19 protein-coding genes are annotated in these 19,845 nt (G+C 56.1%); 18 read left to right on the top strand and 1 reads right to left on the bottom strand.

Going from position 1 to position 19,845, the window contains the following annotated elements; translation table 11 throughout:
• Positions 1-11 precede the first annotated feature (11 nt).
• From acuI to ACR0A1_RS05265, 14 genes are all read left to right on the top strand, one after another.
• Entirely contained in the window at positions 12-1,007 is a 996-nt protein-coding gene (gene acuI, locus ACR0A1_RS05330) for an acryloyl-CoA reductase (protein WP_480866532.1), read from the top strand.
• A gap of 184 nt (positions 1,008-1,191) precedes the next feature.
• Positions 1,192-1,755, top strand: a complete 564-nt coding sequence (gene frr / locus ACR0A1_RS05325; RefSeq protein WP_170393138.1) for a ribosome recycling factor — start codon at positions 1,192-1,194, stop codon at positions 1,753-1,755.
• 9 nt (positions 1,756-1,764) lie between these two features.
• Positions 1,765-2,496: a polyprenyl diphosphate synthase gene (uppS, locus tag ACR0A1_RS05320; RefSeq protein ID WP_480866530.1), complete on the top strand. Its 732-nt coding sequence runs from the start codon at positions 1,765-1,767 to the stop codon at positions 2,494-2,496.
• Entirely contained in the window at positions 2,493-3,275 is a 783-nt protein-coding gene (locus tag ACR0A1_RS05315; RefSeq protein WP_480866528.1) for a phosphatidate cytidylyltransferase, read from the top strand. The genes uppS and ACR0A1_RS05315 overlap by 4 nt, the downstream gene beginning before the upstream one ends.
• Positions 3,275-4,447 (top strand): 1-deoxy-D-xylulose-5-phosphate reductoisomerase, encoded by a 1,173-nt coding sequence (gene dxr / locus ACR0A1_RS05310; protein ID WP_480866526.1) that lies wholly within the window; start codon positions 3,275-3,277, stop codon positions 4,445-4,447. The genes ACR0A1_RS05315 and dxr overlap by 1 nt, the downstream gene beginning before the upstream one ends.
• A 5-nt stretch (positions 4,448-4,452) precedes the next feature.
• Entirely contained in the window at positions 4,453-5,805 is a 1,353-nt protein-coding gene (gene rseP, locus ACR0A1_RS05305; RefSeq protein ID WP_480866525.1) for an RIP metalloprotease RseP, read from the top strand.
• 91 nt (positions 5,806-5,896) lie between these two features.
• On the top strand, positions 5,897-6,025 hold the full coding sequence (locus ACR0A1_RS05300; RefSeq protein ID WP_255612105.1) for a hypothetical protein: 129 nt from the start codon (positions 5,897-5,899) through the stop codon (positions 6,023-6,025).
• A 128-nt stretch (positions 6,026-6,153) separates the two neighbouring features.
• Positions 6,154-8,514 carry an outer membrane protein assembly factor BamA gene (bamA, locus tag ACR0A1_RS05295; protein ID WP_170393133.1) on the top strand — a complete coding sequence of 787 codons (2,361 nt, stop codon included), beginning with the start codon at positions 6,154-6,156 and terminating at the stop codon, positions 8,512-8,514.
• Positions 8,515-8,520: 6 nt separating this feature from the next.
• Positions 8,521-9,105, top strand: coding sequence for an OmpH family outer membrane protein (locus tag ACR0A1_RS05290; protein WP_170393132.1), 585 nt, complete (start codon positions 8,521-8,523; stop codon positions 9,103-9,105).
• A gap of 72 nt (positions 9,106-9,177) precedes the next feature.
• Positions 9,178-9,651, top strand: a complete 474-nt coding sequence (gene fabZ / locus ACR0A1_RS05285; protein WP_170393131.1) for a 3-hydroxyacyl-ACP dehydratase FabZ — start codon at positions 9,178-9,180, stop codon at positions 9,649-9,651.
• Complete coding sequence (gene lpxA, locus ACR0A1_RS05280) at positions 9,648-10,433, top strand: acyl-ACP--UDP-N-acetylglucosamine O-acyltransferase (protein WP_170405636.1); 786 nt, start codon at positions 9,648-9,650, stop codon at positions 10,431-10,433. The genes fabZ and lpxA overlap by 4 nt, the downstream gene beginning before the upstream one ends.
• Positions 10,434-10,437: 4 nt before the next feature.
• Positions 10,438-11,232 (top strand): UDP-2,3-diacylglucosamine diphosphatase LpxI domain-containing protein, encoded by a 795-nt coding sequence (locus ACR0A1_RS05275; protein ID WP_170595679.1) that lies wholly within the window; start codon positions 10,438-10,440, stop codon positions 11,230-11,232.
• Positions 11,232-12,389, top strand: a complete 1,158-nt coding sequence (gene lpxB / locus ACR0A1_RS05270) for a lipid-A-disaccharide synthase (protein WP_480866521.1) — start codon at positions 11,232-11,234, stop codon at positions 12,387-12,389. Before ACR0A1_RS05275 ends, lpxB begins: the two co-directional genes overlap by 1 nt.
• Positions 12,389-12,970: a cadmium resistance transporter gene (locus ACR0A1_RS05265; protein WP_480866519.1), complete on the top strand. Its 582-nt coding sequence runs from the start codon at positions 12,389-12,391 to the stop codon at positions 12,968-12,970. The genes lpxB and ACR0A1_RS05265 overlap by 1 nt, the downstream gene beginning before the upstream one ends.
• Here the strand turns inward: ACR0A1_RS05265 and mnmA are convergent.
• On the bottom strand, positions 12,967-14,112 hold the full coding sequence (gene mnmA, locus ACR0A1_RS05260; protein ID WP_170421523.1) for a tRNA 2-thiouridine(34) synthase MnmA: 1,146 nt from the start codon (positions 14,110-14,112) through the stop codon (positions 12,967-12,969). The genes ACR0A1_RS05265 and mnmA overlap by 4 nt on opposite strands.
• A 130-nt stretch (positions 14,113-14,242) precedes the next feature.
• Between mnmA and sciP the strand changes: the two genes are divergently transcribed.
• The 4 genes from sciP to recG all read left to right on the top strand — a co-directional run bounded on the left by sciP (position 14,243) and on the right by recG (position 19,802).
• A complete protein-coding gene (sciP, locus tag ACR0A1_RS05255; protein ID WP_170662503.1) occupies positions 14,243-14,536 on the top strand; it encodes a CtrA inhibitor SciP in 294 nt (97 codons plus the stop codon).
• 84 nt (positions 14,537-14,620) lie between these two features.
• Positions 14,621-15,337, top strand: coding sequence for a response regulator transcription factor CtrA (gene ctrA / locus ACR0A1_RS05250; protein WP_480866517.1), 717 nt, complete (start codon positions 14,621-14,623; stop codon positions 15,335-15,337).
• A gap of 125 nt (positions 15,338-15,462) precedes the next feature.
• Positions 15,463-17,715, top strand: coding sequence for an NAD-dependent DNA ligase LigA (ligA, locus tag ACR0A1_RS05245; protein ID WP_480866515.1), 2,253 nt, complete (start codon positions 15,463-15,465; stop codon positions 17,713-17,715).
• On the top strand, positions 17,712-19,802 hold the full coding sequence (recG, locus tag ACR0A1_RS05240) for an ATP-dependent DNA helicase RecG (protein WP_480866514.1): 2,091 nt from the start codon (positions 17,712-17,714) through the stop codon (positions 19,800-19,802). Before ligA ends, recG begins: the two co-directional genes overlap by 4 nt.
• Positions 19,803-19,845: the final 43 nt, after the last annotated feature.

Genomic DNA, 19,845 nt, shown 5'->3' with positions numbered 1-19,845 from the left:
GGAGTAAGTTCATGTTTAATGCACTTGTCGTTGAAAAAGATGAAGAAAGTGGCCTCGCAAGCGCTTCGGTGAAGCAGATTTCTCTGGATGCGCTGCCGGATGGAGAAGTGACGATCGCCGTTGAATATTCAACGGTGAACTATAAGGACGGTCTGTGCATGTCGCCCAAAGGCGGTGGTCTGGTGCGTAGTTATCCTCATATTCCGGGCATCGATTATGCGGGCACGGTCGAGCAGTCCTCGGATGCACGCTACAAACCTGGCGACAAGGTCGTGCTGACGGGCTGGCGCGTAGGTGAAGCGCATTGGGGCGGCTTTTCACAAAAAGCAAACGCGCGGGCAGATTGGCTGGTACCGTTGCCGGATGGGTTGGATACACGGCAGGCGATGGCCGTTGGCACTGCCGGGTTCACCGCTATGCTGGCCGTCATGGCGCTGGAGGATCAAGGTTTGCAGCCGGGTCATGGCCCGGTGTTGGTCACAGGTGCCGCAGGAGGTGTCGGCTCGGTCGCGACGGCCATTTTGGCCCATCTGGGCTATGAGGTTGCAGCTGTGACCGGGCGTCCTGAAACCGAAGAATACCTGAAATCACTGGGTGCAACCACAATTGTCCCGCGTGACGAGTTGAACGAGACCACCAAGCGTCCGCTGGAAAGTGAAACTTGGTCCGGATGTGTTGATGCGGTGGGCGGAGCGATGCTTGCCCGCGTGCTGGGGCAGATGAAGTATGGGGCCTCGGTAGCTGCGGTTGGCCTTGCCGGTGGTGCGGCGCTGCCCGCAACCGTGATCCCATTCCTGCTGCGCGGTGTTAATCTGTTGGGCATCGACAGCGTGATGCAGCCATACGACAACCGGGTCCGAGCCTGGAAGCGTATCGCGACCGATTTGCCCATGGATAAGCTTGAGGCGATGGTCCATGCAGCAACCCTTTCTGATCTGCCCCAGTTGGGAGCGGACATTCTGCAAGGTCAGGTAAAAGGGCGCGTCGTGGTCAACGTGAACGCTTGATAGACAAAACAGACAACGGTTCGGCCGGAGCATGCATCCGGCCGACCCAATTGTCGGGAATGAGGCCGAAATGCCGGAAACAGTTCTGGCCATTGCCACATTTCGTGACCATGATTGCTATACATCCCATTTGTGATGGCTTAAGACCCATCCGAACATCACCTGAAGACGGGGAGTGAGCAGCATGTCTGATGATTTCGAACTCGATACCGATGATCTGAAACGCCGCATGGACGGTGCCATGGCCAACCTCAGAACCGAATTCGCTTCGCTGCGGACCGGTCGTGCATCGGCTTCAATGCTTGAGCCCGTCATGGTCGATGCTTACGGCGCGATGACTCCGATCAATCAGGTCGGTACCGTGAACGTCCCTGAACCGCGCATGGTAACCGTGAATGTTTGGGACAAGGGCCTCGTCGGCAAGGTTGAAAAGGCCATTCGGGAAAGCGGTTTGGGTATAAACCCGCAACTGAATGGTACCATCATCATGCTGCCGATTCCCGAACTGAACGAAGAACGCCGTCGCGAGCTCGGCAAGGTCGCGGGTCAATATGCAGAAAGCGCACGGGTTTCGATCAGGAATGTGCGCCGTGATGGCATGGACCAGATCAAAAAGGCCAAGGCAGACGGCATGTCCGAGGACGATCAGAAATTCTGGGAAACCGAGGTTCAGGAGCTGACGGATACCATGATCAAATCCGTCGATGATGCGCTCGAGACCAAACAAGCCGAGATCATGCAGGTCTGAGCCTCGGATATGCCAAAGGATCCCGATACCTCTCCGATTGCAGGGCCGCGCCACGTTGCTATCATCATGGACGGCAACGGTCGCTGGGCACAGTCGCGCGGGCGGCCTCGATTGTTTGGCCATCATGCAGGTGCGCGCCGCGTCCGTGAGGTGGTCGAGGCCTGCCCAGGTTTAGGGATCAAGTATCTGACAGTATTTGCGTTTTCGACTGAAAACTGGAAACGCACTCAGGTCGAAGTTGCAGGCCTGATGAGCTTGTTTCGCCGTTACATCGTCAAAGAGACCAAGACCTTGAAAGATAACGGCATTCGGGTCCGTTTCATTGGGGATAGAGTTCGGCTGGATGCCAAGTTGACCGAGCTGATGGATACGCTTGAACGCGAAACACAGAACAACGACCTGGTTCATCTAACCGTTGCCTTGAACTATGGCGGTCGTGACGAGGTGGCGCGCGCGACCAGACGTTTGGTACGTGACGTGGCCGATGGCATTCTGCCCCCCGAGGACGTGGACGAGGAAACTCTGCCCAAATATCTGGACACGCGCGTTCTGCCAGACCCCGATTTGGTGATCCGTACCAGTGGTGAAGCGCGGATTTCGAATTTCCTGCTGTGGCAGTCTGCCTATTCCGAATACGAATTCATCGATACTCTGTGGCCTGATTTCACCGCTGCAGAACTAGAACGGCTGTGCCGCAACTATGGATCGCGAGAACGGCGGTTTGGAGCGGTCCCGGCATGAGTGATGGCCGATGGTCTGATCTGACTGCCCGGGTTTTGTCGGCTTCGGTTCTTGTGACTATTGCGGCAGTCGAAGTTTGGCTAGGCGGCCTGTGGTTTGAGATATTTATCGGCACCGTCTGCGGTCTGATGATATGGGAACTGATCCGGATGATCGACCCAGAACGTCAGGGTGTCGCGATTCAGCTGGCGATACTGACCGGGTTCGCCGTGGTCCTAAGCTATCATCTACCACCGCTATACAAGCTTCCATGTTTGGTGGCCCCGGCATTGGTAGGAGCAGGACAGATCAACCGTGCGCGCGGGATATACGTCCTGTTTGCCCTTTGGATCGCGATGTCGGGGCTGGGATTCATATCGATCCGAGAGAACCTGGGATTTGGATGGATGGTTTGGCTGATCCTTGTGGTCGTGGCCACGGATGTCGCCGGGTATTTTGTGGGCAAAACGCTTGGCGGACCTAAGTTTTGGCCCAGAGTTAGCCCCAAGAAGACATGGTCCGGTACGGTTGGAGGCTGGGTTGCCGCCGCGCTGGTCGGAACAGTTTTTGCGCACTATGCCGGTTTCGGCATTGCTTTTATCGTTGTCTCGGTTCTTGCCTCTATGGCCAGCCAGATCGGTGATATTGTTGAAAGCGCGACAAAACGTGGCTTTGGCGTTAAGGACAGCTCAAACCTTATACCCGGTCATGGCGGGTTTCTGGATCGGTTTGATGGGATGATGGGCGCGTCGGTCTTTGTGTTGCTCGTAGGGCTGTTTTACGCGCCCGGAGGTATGTGATGCGAAGGGTATCCATATTTGGTGCGACTGGTTCCATTGGCCAGAATACGATTGATCTGATCGCAAGAAATCCGAATGCCTATGACGTGGTCGCGTTGACCGGTGGACGCAACGTCGCGCAGCTTGCACGCGATGCGGTGCGCCTGGATGCAGACGTGGCGGTGACTGCGTTTGATGACAAACTCGATGATCTGCGTGACGCATTGGCCGGCAGCGGAGTGCGAGCGGCTGCGGGGCAGGCCGCTCTGATCGAGGCCGGGGCGCGACCGGCGGCTTGGGTGATGTCGGCGATTGTCGGTTCCGCAGGATTGGCTCCGGGGATCGAAGCGTTGAAACAAGGGGCGACACTCGCGCTTGCCAACAAGGAAACGCTGGTTTGTGCCGGGCCGCTGGTTCTGGAAACGGCTCGGGCGCATGGCGCCACGCTATTACCCGTGGATAGCGAACATTCGGCAGTTTTTCAGGCGCTTGTGGGCGAGGATATGACAAGCGTTGAACGGATCATTATCACCGCAAGCGGTGGAGCGTTCCGGGATTGGCCGCTTGGCGATCTGGCCAAAGCAACTGTTGAACAGGCATCGAGTCATCCGAACTGGAACATGGGACAGCGGATTACGATCGACAGCGCATCTATGTTCAACAAGGCATTGGAAGTTATAGAAACCAAAGAATATTTTGGCGTTAACCCATCGAATATCGAAGTCCTCGTGCACCCCGAATCCATCGTTCACGCACTGGTCGGATTTCAGGACGGCGCCTTGATGGCACATCTGGGGGCTCCGGATATGCGCCATGCCATCGGGTACGCGCTGCATTGGCCCGAACGGCGCGATTTACCTGTTGCGCGTCTGGATCTCGCGCAACTGGGTCAGTTGCGATTTCATGCACCGGATGAAGTGCGTTACCCGGCTTTGCGTCTTGCCCGCGAAGTGATGCAGCGCGGCGGCTTGTCCGGTGCGATCTTCAACGCCGCCAAAGAGCGCGCATTGGACCACTTTATAGAAAACCGGATACGTTTTTTGGATATGGCAGACACGGTGTCGGCCGTGTTGGAGCGTTTTGAGGCTTCAGACAGCCTGATTGATGCACCATTGACCCTTGATAATGTACAGCAAACGGACCATCTCGCACGTCAGTGGGTCGATGAAACCGTATTGGAACGAGCAGGATAGAACTTTTGGACATACTCTCTTTGATCCCGCAATTTGGCAATCTGCTCTACACGATAATAGCCTTTGTTATTGCGCTTTCAGTGATTGTCGCGGTGCACGAATACGGCCACTACATCGTTGGTCGGTGGTCTGGCATTCATGCCGAAGTGTTCTCGATCGGTTTCGGCCCGGTTCTATGGAGCCGTGTAGACAAGCGCGGCACTCGCTGGCAGGTCGCGCTGCTGCCATTTGGCGGTTATGTCAAATTCCTGGGGGATGCCAATGCCGCGTCCGGCAAGGACGTAGACGCAATGAGTGAGATCTCTGCACAAAGCCCGGAAGAGCTACGCCGCACCATGCACGGCGCCCCGCTTTGGGCGCGTGCGGCTACTGTTGCGGCAGGGCCAGTCTTTAATTTCGTGATGTCGATATTGGTGTTTGGCCTGATTTTCTGGTCGCAGGGTGTTTCCCGTGAACCTTTGACAGTTGGTGCACTGCAGCCGTTGCCTGGTACAATTCAGGGTCTGCAGGAGGGCGATGAGATTATCGCCATCGCAGGCATTTCAACACCGGATTTCGATGACGCAAGCAACTGGTCCGATTTCATCAATTCGCTGCCTGTAGAACCAGAGCTGGACTATACGGTTATCCGAGATGGAGAGACCACTGATGTCGTGGCACCTTGGCTCTTTCCACCGCTAATCCAACAGGTTACGCCGCGCAGTGCAGCGATGGACATACAGTTGCAGCAAGGCGACGTAATCACGGCGGTAGACGGTGATCCGATCTTTGCGTTCGAGCAGCTTAAAGAACATGTCGAAGGATCGAACGGGCGCGTATTGCTGCTGGATGTATGGCGCGACGGGGCGGATTTAGAATTTGCACTTGCGCCCCGACGCACCGACGAGCCGACGTCCGATGGTGGTTTCATCACCCATTGGCGCATCGGTATCGTCGGCGGCATGATGATCGATCCCGAAACCGTTCCAGCGGGCATTTGGGATTCGATCGAAGGTGGCGTGGTCCAAACCGGGCGCATCATCGAAGGCTCACTGTCGGGAATGTGGCACATGATCACCGGAGCGATCAGCACCTGCAACATTTCCGGGCCGATCGGTATTGCCGAAACCTCGGGTGCTATGGCCAGCCAGGGGGCTCAGAACTTCATCTTCTTCATCGCCGTATTGTCAACGGCGGTCGGGTTGCTGAACCTGTTCCCGATCCCAGCCTTGGATGGGGGGCATTTGCTATTCTACGCTTATGAAGCTGTGTCTGGTAGACCACCCAGTGATAAAGCGCTGAGGGTACTGATGGGGGTCGGTGTCACACTGATCCTGTCATTGATGCTTTTCTCGGTCAGTAATGATCTGTTCTGCTGATTAAGGCGATCTTGGCACCGTTCCGACGCAAAATTGCCGCAATTCAAGCGTATCTTATTGGGGTGCATCGATAAGTGTAGGCTTGAGTTCAATGACCAAGGCGTTTCAAAAATCCTATCAGAGTGTCAGCGTCCTGTTCCAGTTGAACTGGGATATGCTGCTCAGCTTTGCCGTGACCGCACTGGCCCTAGCTGTTGGTGGTTATCTGCTCGGTTTGTGATTCTCCTGAACATGTCTGACTTACGTGCAACGGCCTTATGGGCCGTTTTTGCTTTTTCGTCTTTTGACATGGCCCCACAATCGGGCTACTCAGCAGCTAAAGGCTGAAAATTCTGGGTAGTGATAAAAATGACTGACAGCAGGCGCACGGGCACATACTGCGGCTCGCGGGGGCGGAAAAGCAACATTTTGTGGCAGGCACTAACGTTCTTTTTCCTTTTTGCTACACCGGGTTTACTGGTTCTGACGCAGCCCGCGCAGGCGCAATCCTACACCATCAACAGCTTCGAAGTTGAGGGCAATCGACGGATCGAGACTTCGACGATTATCGCCCGCACCGGAATCGAACCGGGGCAGACTGTTACGGCAGGACAATTGAATGATGCCTTCCAGCGTTTGCTTGACAGTGGTGTTTTTGAAACAGTCGAACTTACACCACGTGGCAGTACGTTGGTCATCGCGGTCGAGGAATACCCGACCATCAACCAGATTAGCATCGAGGGCAATCGCCGCGTAAAAGATGATCTCCTGCTCGAAGCGATATCGTCCCAAACCCGCCGCGTATTCACGCCTCAACAGGCCGAAGCGGACGCTGACCTGATTGCCGAAGTATATTCGGCGCAGGGCCGCGTATCCGCGACGGTTATCCCGCGCATCATTCGTCGCAGCGATAACCGTGTCGATCTGGTGTTCGAAGTCGCCGAGGGAACGACAATCGAGGTTGAGCGAGTCAGTTTTGTAGGAAACCGCGCGTTTTCGGACCGTCGACTGCGCCGCGTGCTTGAAACAAAGCAGGCGAACATTCTGCGGACCTTCCTTCGCGGCGACACCTTCATTGCCGACAGAATCGAATTCGACAAACAGGTGATCCGTGATTTCTACCTGTCACGCGGTTATATCGATTTTCGCGTCAATAGTGCCAATGTCGAATTCACCCGCGAACGAGATGCATTCTTTCTGGTTATGAACGTCACAGAAGGACAGCGGTTCTCGTTCGGCCAGATTACGACCGTCAGTGAGATCCCGGGTGTGGACCCGGCGCCTTATCAGGCGGCTCTGAAAGTCAAACCAGGTGTAATTTACTCTCCGACGGTGCTTGAGAACTCGATCGCGCGGATGGAGCGTCTGGGGCTGAAAAACGGCGTTGATTTTCTGCGGGTCGAGCCCCGGGTAACGCGTAATCCCCGCGATCTGACATTGGATGTCCAGTTCGTGCTGACCCGTGGCCCGCGTATCTTTGTGGAACGCATCGATATCGAGGGGAACACAACCACCCTAGACCGTGTGATCCGCCGTCAATTCGATACCGTTGAAGGCGACCCCTTCAATCCCCGTGAAATCCGCCAGAGCGCCGAACGTATTCGAGCCTTGGGTTTCTTCTCGGTTGCTGATGTGGAAACCCGCGAGGGATCGTCGCCAAGCCAGGTTATCGTGGACGTGGATGTCGAAGAACAACCAACCGGTTCGTTGAGCCTGGGTGGTAGCTACTCGGTCTCGGACGGTTTCGGGATCGCAATCGGATTGAATGAATCGAACTTCCTCGGCCGTGGGCAAAACCTGGGTATCACGTTGTCGACAGCTCAGGATTCTGAGCAGTACGTTATCAACTTTACCGAGCCTTATCTGTTGGGCCGTAAGCTACGCTTTGATCTTGGGCTTGGTCTGGCCAGCACCAATTCGAGCTTTGCCAGCTACGACACAAAAACAGTGTTCTTCCGCCCACAGCTGAGCTACGCGATCGGTGAATTGTCGGCGTTGCGTCTTCGCTATGGTTGGGATCGCAGCGAAATGACCCAGCAGAGCAATGAGCGGAACGGCGCTGTCATCTCATCAGAGATCGATCAGGGGAAACGAACCAGCAGTTCTCTGGGGGTGTCCTACGTATACGATAGCCGTATTGGTGGCCTGAACCCCACAGCGGGCGTCTTGTTCGAAGTCGGCGTGGATGCTGCTGGTCTTGGCGGGGATAATGAATTCTTCAAAACCACGGCGCGGGCGATCGCGCAGAAACGCGTCCTCAACGAAGAAGTCGTATTGCGCGCGACGCTTGAATTGGGTGCACTGAACTGGACCGGGGACGATTTCAGCCGCACGCTCGACCGGTTTGTTCTAGGTCCTAGCACATTCCGCGGGTTTGAGCCTGCTGGTATCGGGCCGCGTGACCTTTCGAACGGGCAGGACGATGCCATCGGCGGCAACTACTACTGGGTTGCTCGTTTCGAATCGGACTTCCCGCTGGGGCTGCCCGAAGAACTGGGGCTGCGTGGCGGCGTCTTCTACGATGTTGGCAACCTCTACAATCTCAACAACGTCAACACCGCTGGCGCTGATATTGTTGGTGAAAGCGGTTCGATCCGGCATGTTGTAGGGGTATCCGTACTGTGGGAAACACCGTTTGGTCCGCTTCGCTTCAACTTCTCGCAGGCCCTCAAGAAAGAGGACTTCGATAAAGAGCAAAGCTTTGACCTGACCGTTCAAGCCAGGTTCTGATCGCGAATGATCACCGAAGTTAAGAACATCCTGCAGGGCCCGCTAAGGGCCCTGTGCGTTTTGGTACTTGTAGCTGTAGCAATGCCGCTGGGTGCGCAGCAATTGGGCGTGCCACAAACAGACGTTCTGACAATCTCCAGTGAGCGTTTGTTTGCAGATTCCGCCTTTGGGCAGCGCGTCTTTCGCGAGATTGAAGCCGAAAGCACCCTTTTGGCTGAAGAAAACGAACGGATTGTGGCGCAGTTGAGCAAGGAAGAAAAAGATCTGACCGAAAAGAGGTCAGATCTTTCGGCGGACGAGTTTCGCCCGCTTGCCGAAGCTTTTGACGAGAAAGTTCAATCACACCGTGACGGCCAGCGCGCCAAACTGGACGCATTAGCGCGGCGCGGCGAAGAGGCGCGTGGTCAGTTTTTTGAAATGGCGCAACCGGTGCTGATCGAATTGCTGCGCGAATTTGGCGCCTCGATTGTGATCGAGCGGTCCAATGTGGTTCTAAGCACGGACGCCTCAGATATTACCAACGCTGCGATCGCCAGGATCGATGCCGCTATCGGCGACGGCGCTACACTTGAAAACAATAACAACGAATAGGCTGGCTTGCCCTTGGGTACGGGTATTGCTAACCACGCTTGAAAGAGACATCCAGAACAGGACATCCGCACCATGACCACGGAAACCAAGAGCGCCGACATTCAGCTGATTCAGCGTATATTGCCGCATCGCTATCCGTTTTTGTTGGTCGACAAGGTTGTGGATATCGATGGCTATCAATCAGCGGTGGGCATCAAGAATGTCACCATGAACGAGCCGCACTTTCAGGGCCATTTCCCCGGAACTCCGATCATGCCTGGCGTGACCATTGTCGAGGCGATGGCGCAGACTGCAGGGGTTATGCTGGGTGTCGGCATGGATGTCATCGACAGCGAGTTGCTGATCTATTTCATGAATATCGACAAATGCAAATTCCGCCGCAAGGTCGTACCAGGCGATGTTCTCGAAATGCATGTCGAAACTGTACGCGGTAAGAAAGGTGGCAAGATCTTCAAGTTCAGCGGCCGCGCGACAGTCGAGGGCGAGGTTGCTGCCGAAGCTGAATTTTCGGCCTATGTCGACTGGGACATGGAAAAAACAACATGAGCGGTATTCATCCCAGCGCCATTATCGAAGACGGTGCGCAGATCGGGCAGGGTTGTACGATTGGTCCATTCTGCCATATCGGTCCGCAGGTCCGTCTGGGCGATCGGGTCGAATTGAAATCCCATGTCGTAGTCACCGGCGATACGTCAATTGGTGATGACACAGTGATTTTTAGCTTCGCAGTAGTCGGTGAAATCCCACAAGATAAGAAATTCGGTGGTGAGAACACACGCCTTGAAATCGGTGAACGCAATCGCATTCGCGAGCATGTGACCATCAACACCGGCACGGATGGCGGCGGTGGTATCACCCGGATTGGCGATGACTGCTTACTGATGGCCGGTGTCCACGTGGCGCATGATGTACAAATCGGCAACCGGGTCATTCTGGTGAATCACGCTGGCGCGGCTGGTCACTGTATTATCGAGGATGACGTCATCGTTGGCGGAATTTCGGGCTTACATCAGTTCGTGCGCGTAGGTCGCGGTGCCATCATTGGCGCGCTTACGATGGTCCCGAATGATGTGATCCCATATGGGCTTGTTCAGGCGCCTCGGGGCGAGCTGGATGGCTTGAATCTGGTCGGTTTGAAACGGCGTGGTGTAACGCGTGAGGATATCTCGGCATTGCGCGCGGCCTTCAAGGAACTGTCAGAAGGAGACGGCACCTTCATGGATCGCGCCACCCGGCTGGGCGAGGATGCAGACAACGAATATGTGCGCCAGATCGTCGAATTTGTGACGGGGCAAACAGACCGTTCGTTCCTGACCCCGAGGAAGTAGGCCAATGCTGGCATTGATCGCAGGAACTGGCGCTTTACCAGACGAGGTGGTCAATTGTCTGCCAAACCGCCCGCTGATCTGCGCTCTGGAAGGGTTTGAGCCCGATACACTGACCACCGACTTGGTTTTTCCATTGGAGCAACTGGGAAGCTTCGTCGCCGATCTCAAAGCCCGCGGCGTGACCGAGATTTGCATGGCAGGGGCAGTGCGTCGTCCGACTGTCAATCCAGCTCGCATTGATGCGGCGACGATGCCGCTGGTGCCGATCCTGCAAAAGGCCATCATGGCCGGTGACGACGGCGCATTGCGCGCGGTCATTGGTATATTTGAGGATGCCGGTTTGACGGTCCGTGCGGCGCATGAGATCGCACCGGATTTGCTGCCGCCTCTTGGCTCATTGACCGAAGCCCAACCTTCTGAAGCTGATCACGCCGACGCAGATCGAGCGGCAGGAATCCTGCGCAACATGGGGACGGCGGATATCGGTCAGGCTTGCGTAGTACTGAAATCCCAAGCGTTGGCGATCGAGGGCATCTATGGCACCGCATGGATGCTGCAATCCTTGACTCAGCGCCCCGACGCGGGCGGTGGCATTCTGTACAAGGGTCCAAAACCAGATCAGGATCGCCGCGCAGATATGCCTGCCATCGGACCCGACACCGTTTCGGGGGCTGTCGCGGCGGGCCTGTCGGGCATTGTCATCGAAAAGGGCGGCGTCATTGTTTTGCAGCGCGACCGCGTGATTGATGAATGCAATCGCCTTGGTTTGTTTCTTTATGTCCGCGAGCGCACGGTCTGATGCGCGTATTTCTGGTCGCCGGTGAACCCTCGGGCGACCGTTTGGGGGCCGCGTTGATGGAAGGTCTGCGTACCCTTTTGCCAGAGGTGCAGTTTGATGGGGTTGGCGGGCCGCTAATGCAGGCGCAGGGGCTGACCAGCCGATTTCCCATGTCCGAACTCAGCATTATGGGGTTGGTCGAGGTTCTGCCCAAGTTCTTTCACCTGAAACGCCGTATCGCTGAGACTGCTCAGGCAGTTCTAGACACGAAGCCTGATGTACTGATCACTGTCGACAGCCCGGATTTCTCGTTGCGTGTGGCTAAGCTGGTAAAGGCCTCCAGCGAGATTCGCACTGTCCACTACGTTGCCCCCAGCGTCTGGGCCTGGAGACCGGGGCGCGCAGACAAGATGGCGAAAGTAATCGATCACGTCCTTGCGCTGTTACCCTTTGAACCGCCTTATATGGAGCGGGCAGGGATGGAGTGTGACTTTGTCGGCCATCCGGTTGTGAACGAACCCATTGCGTCCGATCAGGATATCCAGCGATTCCGCGCGGCTCACGATCTGGGCGACGCGCCCATCGTGCTGGCTTTGCCCGGCTCTCGACGGGGTGAGGTCGAGCGGCTGGCTCCGATCTTTGGCGCTGCTTTGCAGGAATTTCTGAAAGACCGTCCCGGTATGCGCGTGGTCGTGCCCGCAGTTGCACATATGGTTGATGCGGTCGTCGAACAGGTTCGGAACTGGCCGGGGAATCCGATAGTTGTCGATCCGCGGGAATTGCCCTCGGACGACGCGCAAGCGCAGAAACGGGCAGCGTTTGCCGCAGCTGATCTTGCATTGGCTGCATCCGGCACGGTCTCATTGGAACTGGCCGCGCAGGCAACACCGATGGTGATCGCCTATAACCTCAACTGGCTGACCACGCTGATCGCAAAACGAATGGTTAAGCTGGACACCGTCACACTGGTCAATCTGGTCTCGGAGACACACGCAGTACCCGAATGTCTGCTGGATGAATGCCAACCGGACAAGATCGCTTCGGCGTTGGAACAGGTGGCCACCACCCCCGACGCCCAACATCAAGCCATGGCGACGACGATGGAGCGTCTTGGTCGCGGTGGCGAAGCACCGGGTTTGCGTGCGGCAAGGTCCGTTTTGGACAGAATGAAATCGTGATGCTGGATCATGTGATCTTTGCTGCTTCTGCCTTGATGGCGCAGGTTTTGACCAATCTCGACAACCTTGCAGCTCTTGTAGCGTTGATGATGGTGTCTGGTCCGCGCCGGACCGTTGCGGGGTTCCTGCTGGCGCAGATGTTAATCATCGCTGCCGCCTTATTGTTGGCCTTGGGTGTCGATGATGTGGTGCCACATTGGGCTGGATATCTGGGCGTGATACCACTTGGCCTCGGGCTGATCGGAGTTATCCGTCAGTTCCGCGGATCGGAGACCGAGGAGGCCCCTCAAATATCCACGGGTGCTTCGACATTCGTCACCATGCTGCTGTTCATAAGTCTGTCGATGGACACGTTCGCTGTGCTTGCGCCGCTATTGGCCGACTCAGCCCCCAGCTATCGGATTGCGGGTGTCACCGGCGCGGTGGCCGCAGCGCTGACGCTGACCATGCTGGGGCTTTGGGGTGCACAATCCCCAATCATGACCGGCGGTTTCGCACGTCGGCTTGAGAAACTGGTGCCTTACGTGATGATTTGTGCCGGGATCTATATCCTCAGCAACTCGTGGACTGACGCGATTTAGTAACCGCGCCAGATCCAGCCGCCGCCAAAGATACGGCTGCTATCGGTTTCGTAGAACACACAAGCCTGACCCGGAGAGATACCTTCCTCGGGCGTCAGCAATTCAACCTCGGCTGTTGTGTCCGAAAGGGGGCGAATAATCGCCTCACGCGGGGGGCGGGTCGAGCGGACTTTGACCGAAACATGCCATTCGTTCTTTGACGTGAACGGTTCGTCTCCCAGCCAATTGATCTCGCGCACGGGAACGGTTCTTGTGGCCAACATCTCTTTGGGGCCGACAACAACCTGTTTCTTGTCCACATCCAGCTTGACCACATACAAAGGTTCGCTGAGACCACCGATACCGAGCCCACGACGCTGACCGATCGTATAGTGAATCACCCCGTTATGCTGCGCCAGAACGCGGCCATCGGCGTGTACGATCTCACCGGGTTCTGCGGCTCCGGGGCGCAGTTTTTCGATCACGCTGGCATAGTTTCCGTTGGGCACAAAACAGATGTCCTGACTATCCGGCTTGTCCGCAACGGCCAGCCCATATTGTGCCGCCATCTCGCGCGTGGCGTCTTTGGAGGGCAGGTGGCCTAGCGGGAAACGCAGGAAATCCAACTGTTCCGGTGTGGTCGAAAATAGGAAATAGGACTGATCGCGATTTGCATCCTCAGCACTATGCAATTCGGCCCCGTTTGCGCCCATCTTGCGCTGAATATAATGGCCCGTGGCCATGCAGTCGGCCTCAAGGTCCTTGGCGGTCTCAAGCAAGTCCTTGAACTTTACCCGTTCATTGCAACGGATGCAGGGCACCGGAGTCGCGCCGGCCAGATAGCTGTCGGCGAATTCGTCGATTACAGCGTCCTTGAAGATATTTTCATAGTCCAAGACGTAGTGAGGGAACCCGCGTTCTTCCGCCACGCGACGCGCATCGTGAATGTCGATCCCCGCACAGCACGCGCCTTTCTTGGCCAACGCCGCACCGTGATCGTAAAGCTGCAGAGTAACACCTACGACATCATAGCCTTGATCAGCGAGATGGGCCGCCACAACAGAGCTGTCCACACCGCCGGACATGGCCACGACAACCCGCGTTTCCGAGGGTGGTTTGGCAAAGCCAAGCGAGTTCAGCGGGGTCTCGGTATCGAGGGCCATAGGCGGTTCCTGTCCGGGTTAAGAAAGACCGGCAGAATATAAGAAAATTCTAGACACTCTCAAGGGGCGGTTTCACGCCCTTTTAAGTAGGCTGGGTGCAGCTTTGTCGCAGCAGCAGAAGGTATGAGAGATGTATTTGCACAAAGTGGAAGGTCCAAGGTCGGTCACCCTGCCGGACGGGAGCGTGCTGACACGCGCCGATTTGCCTCCTGCGGATACGCGGCGCTGGGTGGCGTCGCGCAAGGTGATCGTTGTGCGCGGTGTACTTTATGGGTTGATTTCATTGTCTGAAGCCAAAAAGCGCTATGGCATCAGCGATGAAGAGTTCAACTCGTGGGTCTCAGCAGTTGCTGAGCACGGGATCGATGGGTTGAAGGTGACGGCCTTAAAAAAATATCGACAACTTAAAGGTGAAAGTGAATAAATGATTCAACGGTAACGTCAGATTAACCATTTTTATTCAGGCTCAAATCAGTTGAAGAATTTGACCTAAATTGGAGCAGTGAACATGCGCATACTTCTTGTCGAGGATGATCCAACCACGTCCAAAAGCATCGAACTGATGCTGACACACGCCAATCTCAACGTGTATGCGACGGACCTTGGCGAAGAAGGCATCGATCTGGCCAAGCTATATGATTACGACCTCATCCTGTTGGACTTGAATCTGCCGGATATGAACGGCCATGAAGTATTGCGCCAACTGCGCATAGCACGGGTAGAGACACCGATCCTGATTCTGTCGGGCGCTGATGACACCGAAAGCAAGATCAAGGGATTCGGATTTGGAGCAGACGATTATCTGACCAAACCTTTCCATCGAGAAGAGCTGGTGGCGCGCATTCATGCGATTATCCGCCGCTCTAAGGGGCATTCTCAATCCGTGATTCACACCGGGCAGGTCGCCGTAAATCTGGATGCCAAAACCGTAGAGGTGAACGGAAAAACCGTACACCTGACAGGCAAGGAATATCAGATGCTGGAACTTCTGAGCCTGCGGAAAGGGACAACACTGACCAAAGAAATGTTCCTGAACCATCTCTACGGCGGCATGGATGAGCCCGAGCTCAAGATTATCGACGTCTTCATCTGCAAGTTACGCAAGAAACTCAGCAATGCGACCGGCGGTGAGAATTATATCGAGACGGTCTGGGGTCGTGGATACGTCCTGCGTGATCCGCAAGCCAACAAAATGGGTGAAACCCGCATGGCCGTGGGTGCCTAATCTGATCTGATTGCTACCGTCGATGGTCCGGGGCGGTAAATCCACTCGCGTGTCAGCACAACACTGGACCTGACCATGGCCTCGTCCTATCACTGGTTTTCAAGACGACGTGACAGGGCGGGGCCATGAGCGATACCACAGAAATCGCAGATCTGACAGAAGATGAAGCACGGGAAGAATTGGCCCGGCTCGCCAAGGAATTGCTGCGGGCAAACCAGCTTTATCACACTGAAGATGCTCCAGAAATTTCGGATGCCGACTATGATGCTCTCAAGCGTCGCAATGCCGAGATCGAGGCGCGATTCCCCGAACTGAAACGCTCCGACAGCCCTACTGAACAAGTGGGCGCACGCGTTTCAGATGGGTTTGCAAAAGTGACCCACGCCGTGCGTATGATGTCACTGGGCAATGCGTTTGATGACACGGATGTTGCCGATTTTGACCGCTCGATCCGCAAATATCTGGGACTGGGAGATGAGGCACCGCTCGCCTATACAGCTGAGCCCAAAATCGACGGCCTGTCATTATCCCTACGGTATGAGCAGGGTGAACTGATGCAGGCTGCAACACGTGGTGATGGTGAGACCGGTGAAAACGTTACCGCAAATGCGCGTACGCTTTCCGATATTCCACACCGAATTGAGGGTGCACCAGACGTTCTTGAGGTTCGCGGCGAGGTATACATGTCTCACCATGATTTCGAGGCTTTGAACGCACGTCAGGTCGAAACAGGTGGAAAGACCTTTGCAAATCCGCGCAACGCTGCGGCTGGTTCCCTCCGTCAACTGGATTCCGAAATAACACGATCTCGCCCGCTGAAATTCTTTGCCTACGCCTGGGGTGAACTGTCTGCACCGCTAGCTGAGACTCAGATGGGCGCAATTGATCGCCTCAAAACCTTGGGGTTCCAGGTAAATGCGCTGACAAGGCGTTGCTCAACGACTAATGAGATGTTGGAACATTACCGTCAGATTGAAGCTCAGCGCGCGACCTTGGGCTATGACATTGATGGGGTCGTATACAAGGTCGATGATCTGAGTCTGCAGGCCCGGCTGGGTTTCCGATCTACCACGCCCCGCTGGGCGATTGCGCACAAGTTTCCTGCCGAACTGGCTTGGACGCGGCTTGAAGCCATCGACATTCAGGTGGGCCGTACCGGCGCGCTTAGCCCGGTAGCGCGGCTGCATCCGGTAACCGTTGGCGGGGTAGTTGTTTCGAACGCGACCCTACACAATGAAGATTATATTGCAGGGCGGGACGCCAAAGGCGGAGTCATTCGTGAGGGCAAGGATATTCGCGTTGGAGATTGGGTTCAGGTCTATCGGGCCGGGGATGTGATCCCGAAAATCTCGGATGTTGATCTGTCGAAACGACCCGATGATGCGCGGCCCTTCGCTTTCCCGACGAAATGCCCGGAATGTGACAGCGACGCGATCCGGGAAGAGGGGGATGCGGTCCGCCGCTGCACAGGGGGGCTGATATGTCCCGCTCAGGCGGTTGAAAAACTCAAACATTTCGTATCGCGCAAGGCGTTCGATATCGAAGGGCTTGGCGCACGACAAATCGAGATGTTTTATGGCGATCCTCTTCTGCCAATAAACACACCCGCTGACATATTTACATTGAAAGATCGCGACACCGAAAACCTGGCTCGGTTGAAAAACCGCGACGGCTGGGGCGAGACATCGGCCAGCAACCTGTTCGCAGCGATCGATGATAAGCGGACCATACCGTTCGCCCGTCTGTTGTTCGCTCTGGGGATTCGTCATGTGGGCGAAGTTGGTGCGCGAGATTTGGCGTTGTTTTATCGGGAATGGGATGTAATGGCGGCCTCCATTGATACGGCCCGGCCTGCCGCGCTTGCGCAGCGTGCAGCCGATGAAGCGGAAGACGCCGAGAGAATCGCGGCTACTGCAGAAGCGAGACGCGCGAAAGTTAAAGAAGTTCGGGATGCGGCTTTCGCGCGAATGGATGTTTCGACAGATGCCGCCAGCGCCTGGGCTGATCTGATTGGTATCGACGGAATCGGCGCCACGCTCGGGTTGTCACTATCTGATGCGTTTGCCAATTCGGAGGAACGCCAAGCATTTGATGATCTGCGCAAACATCTGACGGTTGTTCCACCAGAGGCTCCTGCGTCGGACAGTCCGGTCGCAGGAAAAACCGTCGTGTTTACGGGAACGCTTGAAAAGATGACACGCGCCGAGGCCAAGGCCCGCGCCGAAGCGCTGGGGGCCAAGGTATCTGGCTCGGTCAGTCAGAAAACTGATTTGCTCGTGGCGGGCCCGGGCGCAGGGTCCAAGGCGAAAAAAGCGGCTGATCTGGGCATCGAAACCTTGGATGAAGATAGCTGGCTTCAACTGATTGGCGATCTATGAGCGGTAGGCCTGAACAGCTCTTTCCGCTGTTTGCGGGTCTTGAAACACTAGATGGTGTGGGGCCGAAGACCGCGCAGCTTCTGGGCCAATTGGGGATCGATTCACCGCGCGATGTATTGTTTTCGCTACCCTATGCGGTGATTGACCGGCGGCGACGCGATACGATTCAGGGCGCCGACCTTCCGGCGACTCTGACTGTTGAGGTGACAATCGGCGCGCATCGAGCACCGCGGAACAAAGGGGGCGCATATCGCATTCATGTTGAAGACAGTCAGGCGGATTTCCAACTGGTGTTTTTTCATGCCCGAGGGGACTATCTGAAGAAGCTGTTGCCGGAGGGCGCACGCCGGGTGGTATCGGGAAAGCTTGAGCTGTTCGATGGCATGGCTCAGATGGTACACCCCGATCATATGGTCGCTCCTGAAAACGCAGGCGAATTGCCCGAGTTTGAGCCGGTTTATCATCTGACGCAGGGTGTAACGCAAAAAACTGCCTATAAAGCTGCTCAAAGTGCGTTGGCGCGAGTACCTGCATTGGCCGAATGGGCCGACCCCGCTCAGGTGGCACAACAGAATTGGCCAGATTGGACAACTGCTATTCACGCGGCGCATCACCCACAAGGGGCGGACGACGTAGCACCTTTTGCGCCTGCGCGGGAACGTCTGGCTTACGATGAGCTGCTCGCACATCAACTGACGCTGGCCCTGGCACGACAGCGTGAGCGTAAAGCGCGAGGGATCGTCAGTCTCGGCACCGGTGCTTTGCAATCCAAGGTGCTGGCAAGCCTTCCATATCGACCAACCGGAGCGCAGACACGCGCGATCGAGGAAATCTCGGCAGATATGGCCGCTGAGACGCGGATGAACCGGTTGCTTCAGGGCGATGTGGGGGCAGGAAAGACTCTGGTAGCATTTGTTTCGCTGCTTATAGCCGTCGAAGCTGGCGGGCAGGGGGTGATGATGGCCCCTACCGAAATCCTTGCCCGGCAGCATCTTGAAGGGCTGCGTCCGTTGGCAGAAGAAGCCGGAGTTGTGCTGGAAATCCTGACCGGGCGCGACAAGGGGGCTGAGCGTCGAGCGAAGCTGGCCGCGCTGAAGCAGGGAGATATTCAGATATTGGTCGGTACCCACGCGGTGTTTCAGGACGATGTTGAATTCAAAGCCCTAAGGCTGGCCATCGTTGATGAGCAGCACCGTTTTGGCGTCCGCCAACGCATGGAACTGTCCGAAAAGGGCCAACGCGCTGATGTGCTGGTGATGACCGCTACGCCCATCCCGCGCAGTTTGGCGCTTGCGCAGTACGGCGATATGGACGTCTCGGTGCTGGATGAAAAGCCGCCGGGTCGTAAACCGATCAAGACCGCAGTCGTCAGCACGCAACGCATGGACGAAGTTGTGGCCCATCTGCGCGGTGCGATTGATGCAGGCAAACAATGCTATTGGGTGTGCCCATTAGTCGATGAATCCGAGGTCTCGGACCTGACTGCGGCTGAGGAGCGTTTCAAACGGTTGCGCGCGATCTTGGGGGACGACGTGGTGGGCCTGGTACACGGCCAAATGCCGACCGCCGATAAAGACGCGGCAATGGCGGCGTTTCAGAGTGGTAAGACCAAAGTCCTTGTCGCTACTACGGTGATCGAGGTTGGGGTGAACGTGCCCAACGCCACGATCATGGTGATTGAGCGGGCAGAGATTTTTGGTCTGGCGCAGTTGCATCAGCTTAGGGGCCGAGTTGGACGTGGTGAAGATGCCTCAACCTGTTTGTTGATGTATCAGCCACCGCTTAGCGAGGGTGGTCGAAAACGGCTGGAAGTACTCCGAGAAACTGAAGACGGCTTCCGCATTGCCGAGACCGATCTGCAGATGCGCGGTGCGGGTGACTTGATCGGAACCGCACAATCTGGCCTGCCAAAGTTCCGGATAGCTGATCTTGAAAGGCAAGCTGGGCTGATGGCGGTGGCGCAATCAGATGCGCGCGCTTTGCTGTCCGCAGACCCCAAATTGACCTCGGATCGGGGGCAGGCTGCGCGTGTTCTTCTGTGGCTTATGAAGCAGGATCAGGCGATCCGTTTGATATCAGTGGGTTAGACCGAAAATCCCACTAAGTTCACAAATGTTCTCAAAAAGTTCT

It is taken from the genome of Ruegeria sp. D6 (genome assembly GCF_056534365.1).
Note: the sequence above shows the minus strand (reverse complement) of the source record. Positions and strands in the feature narration are given on the sequence as shown.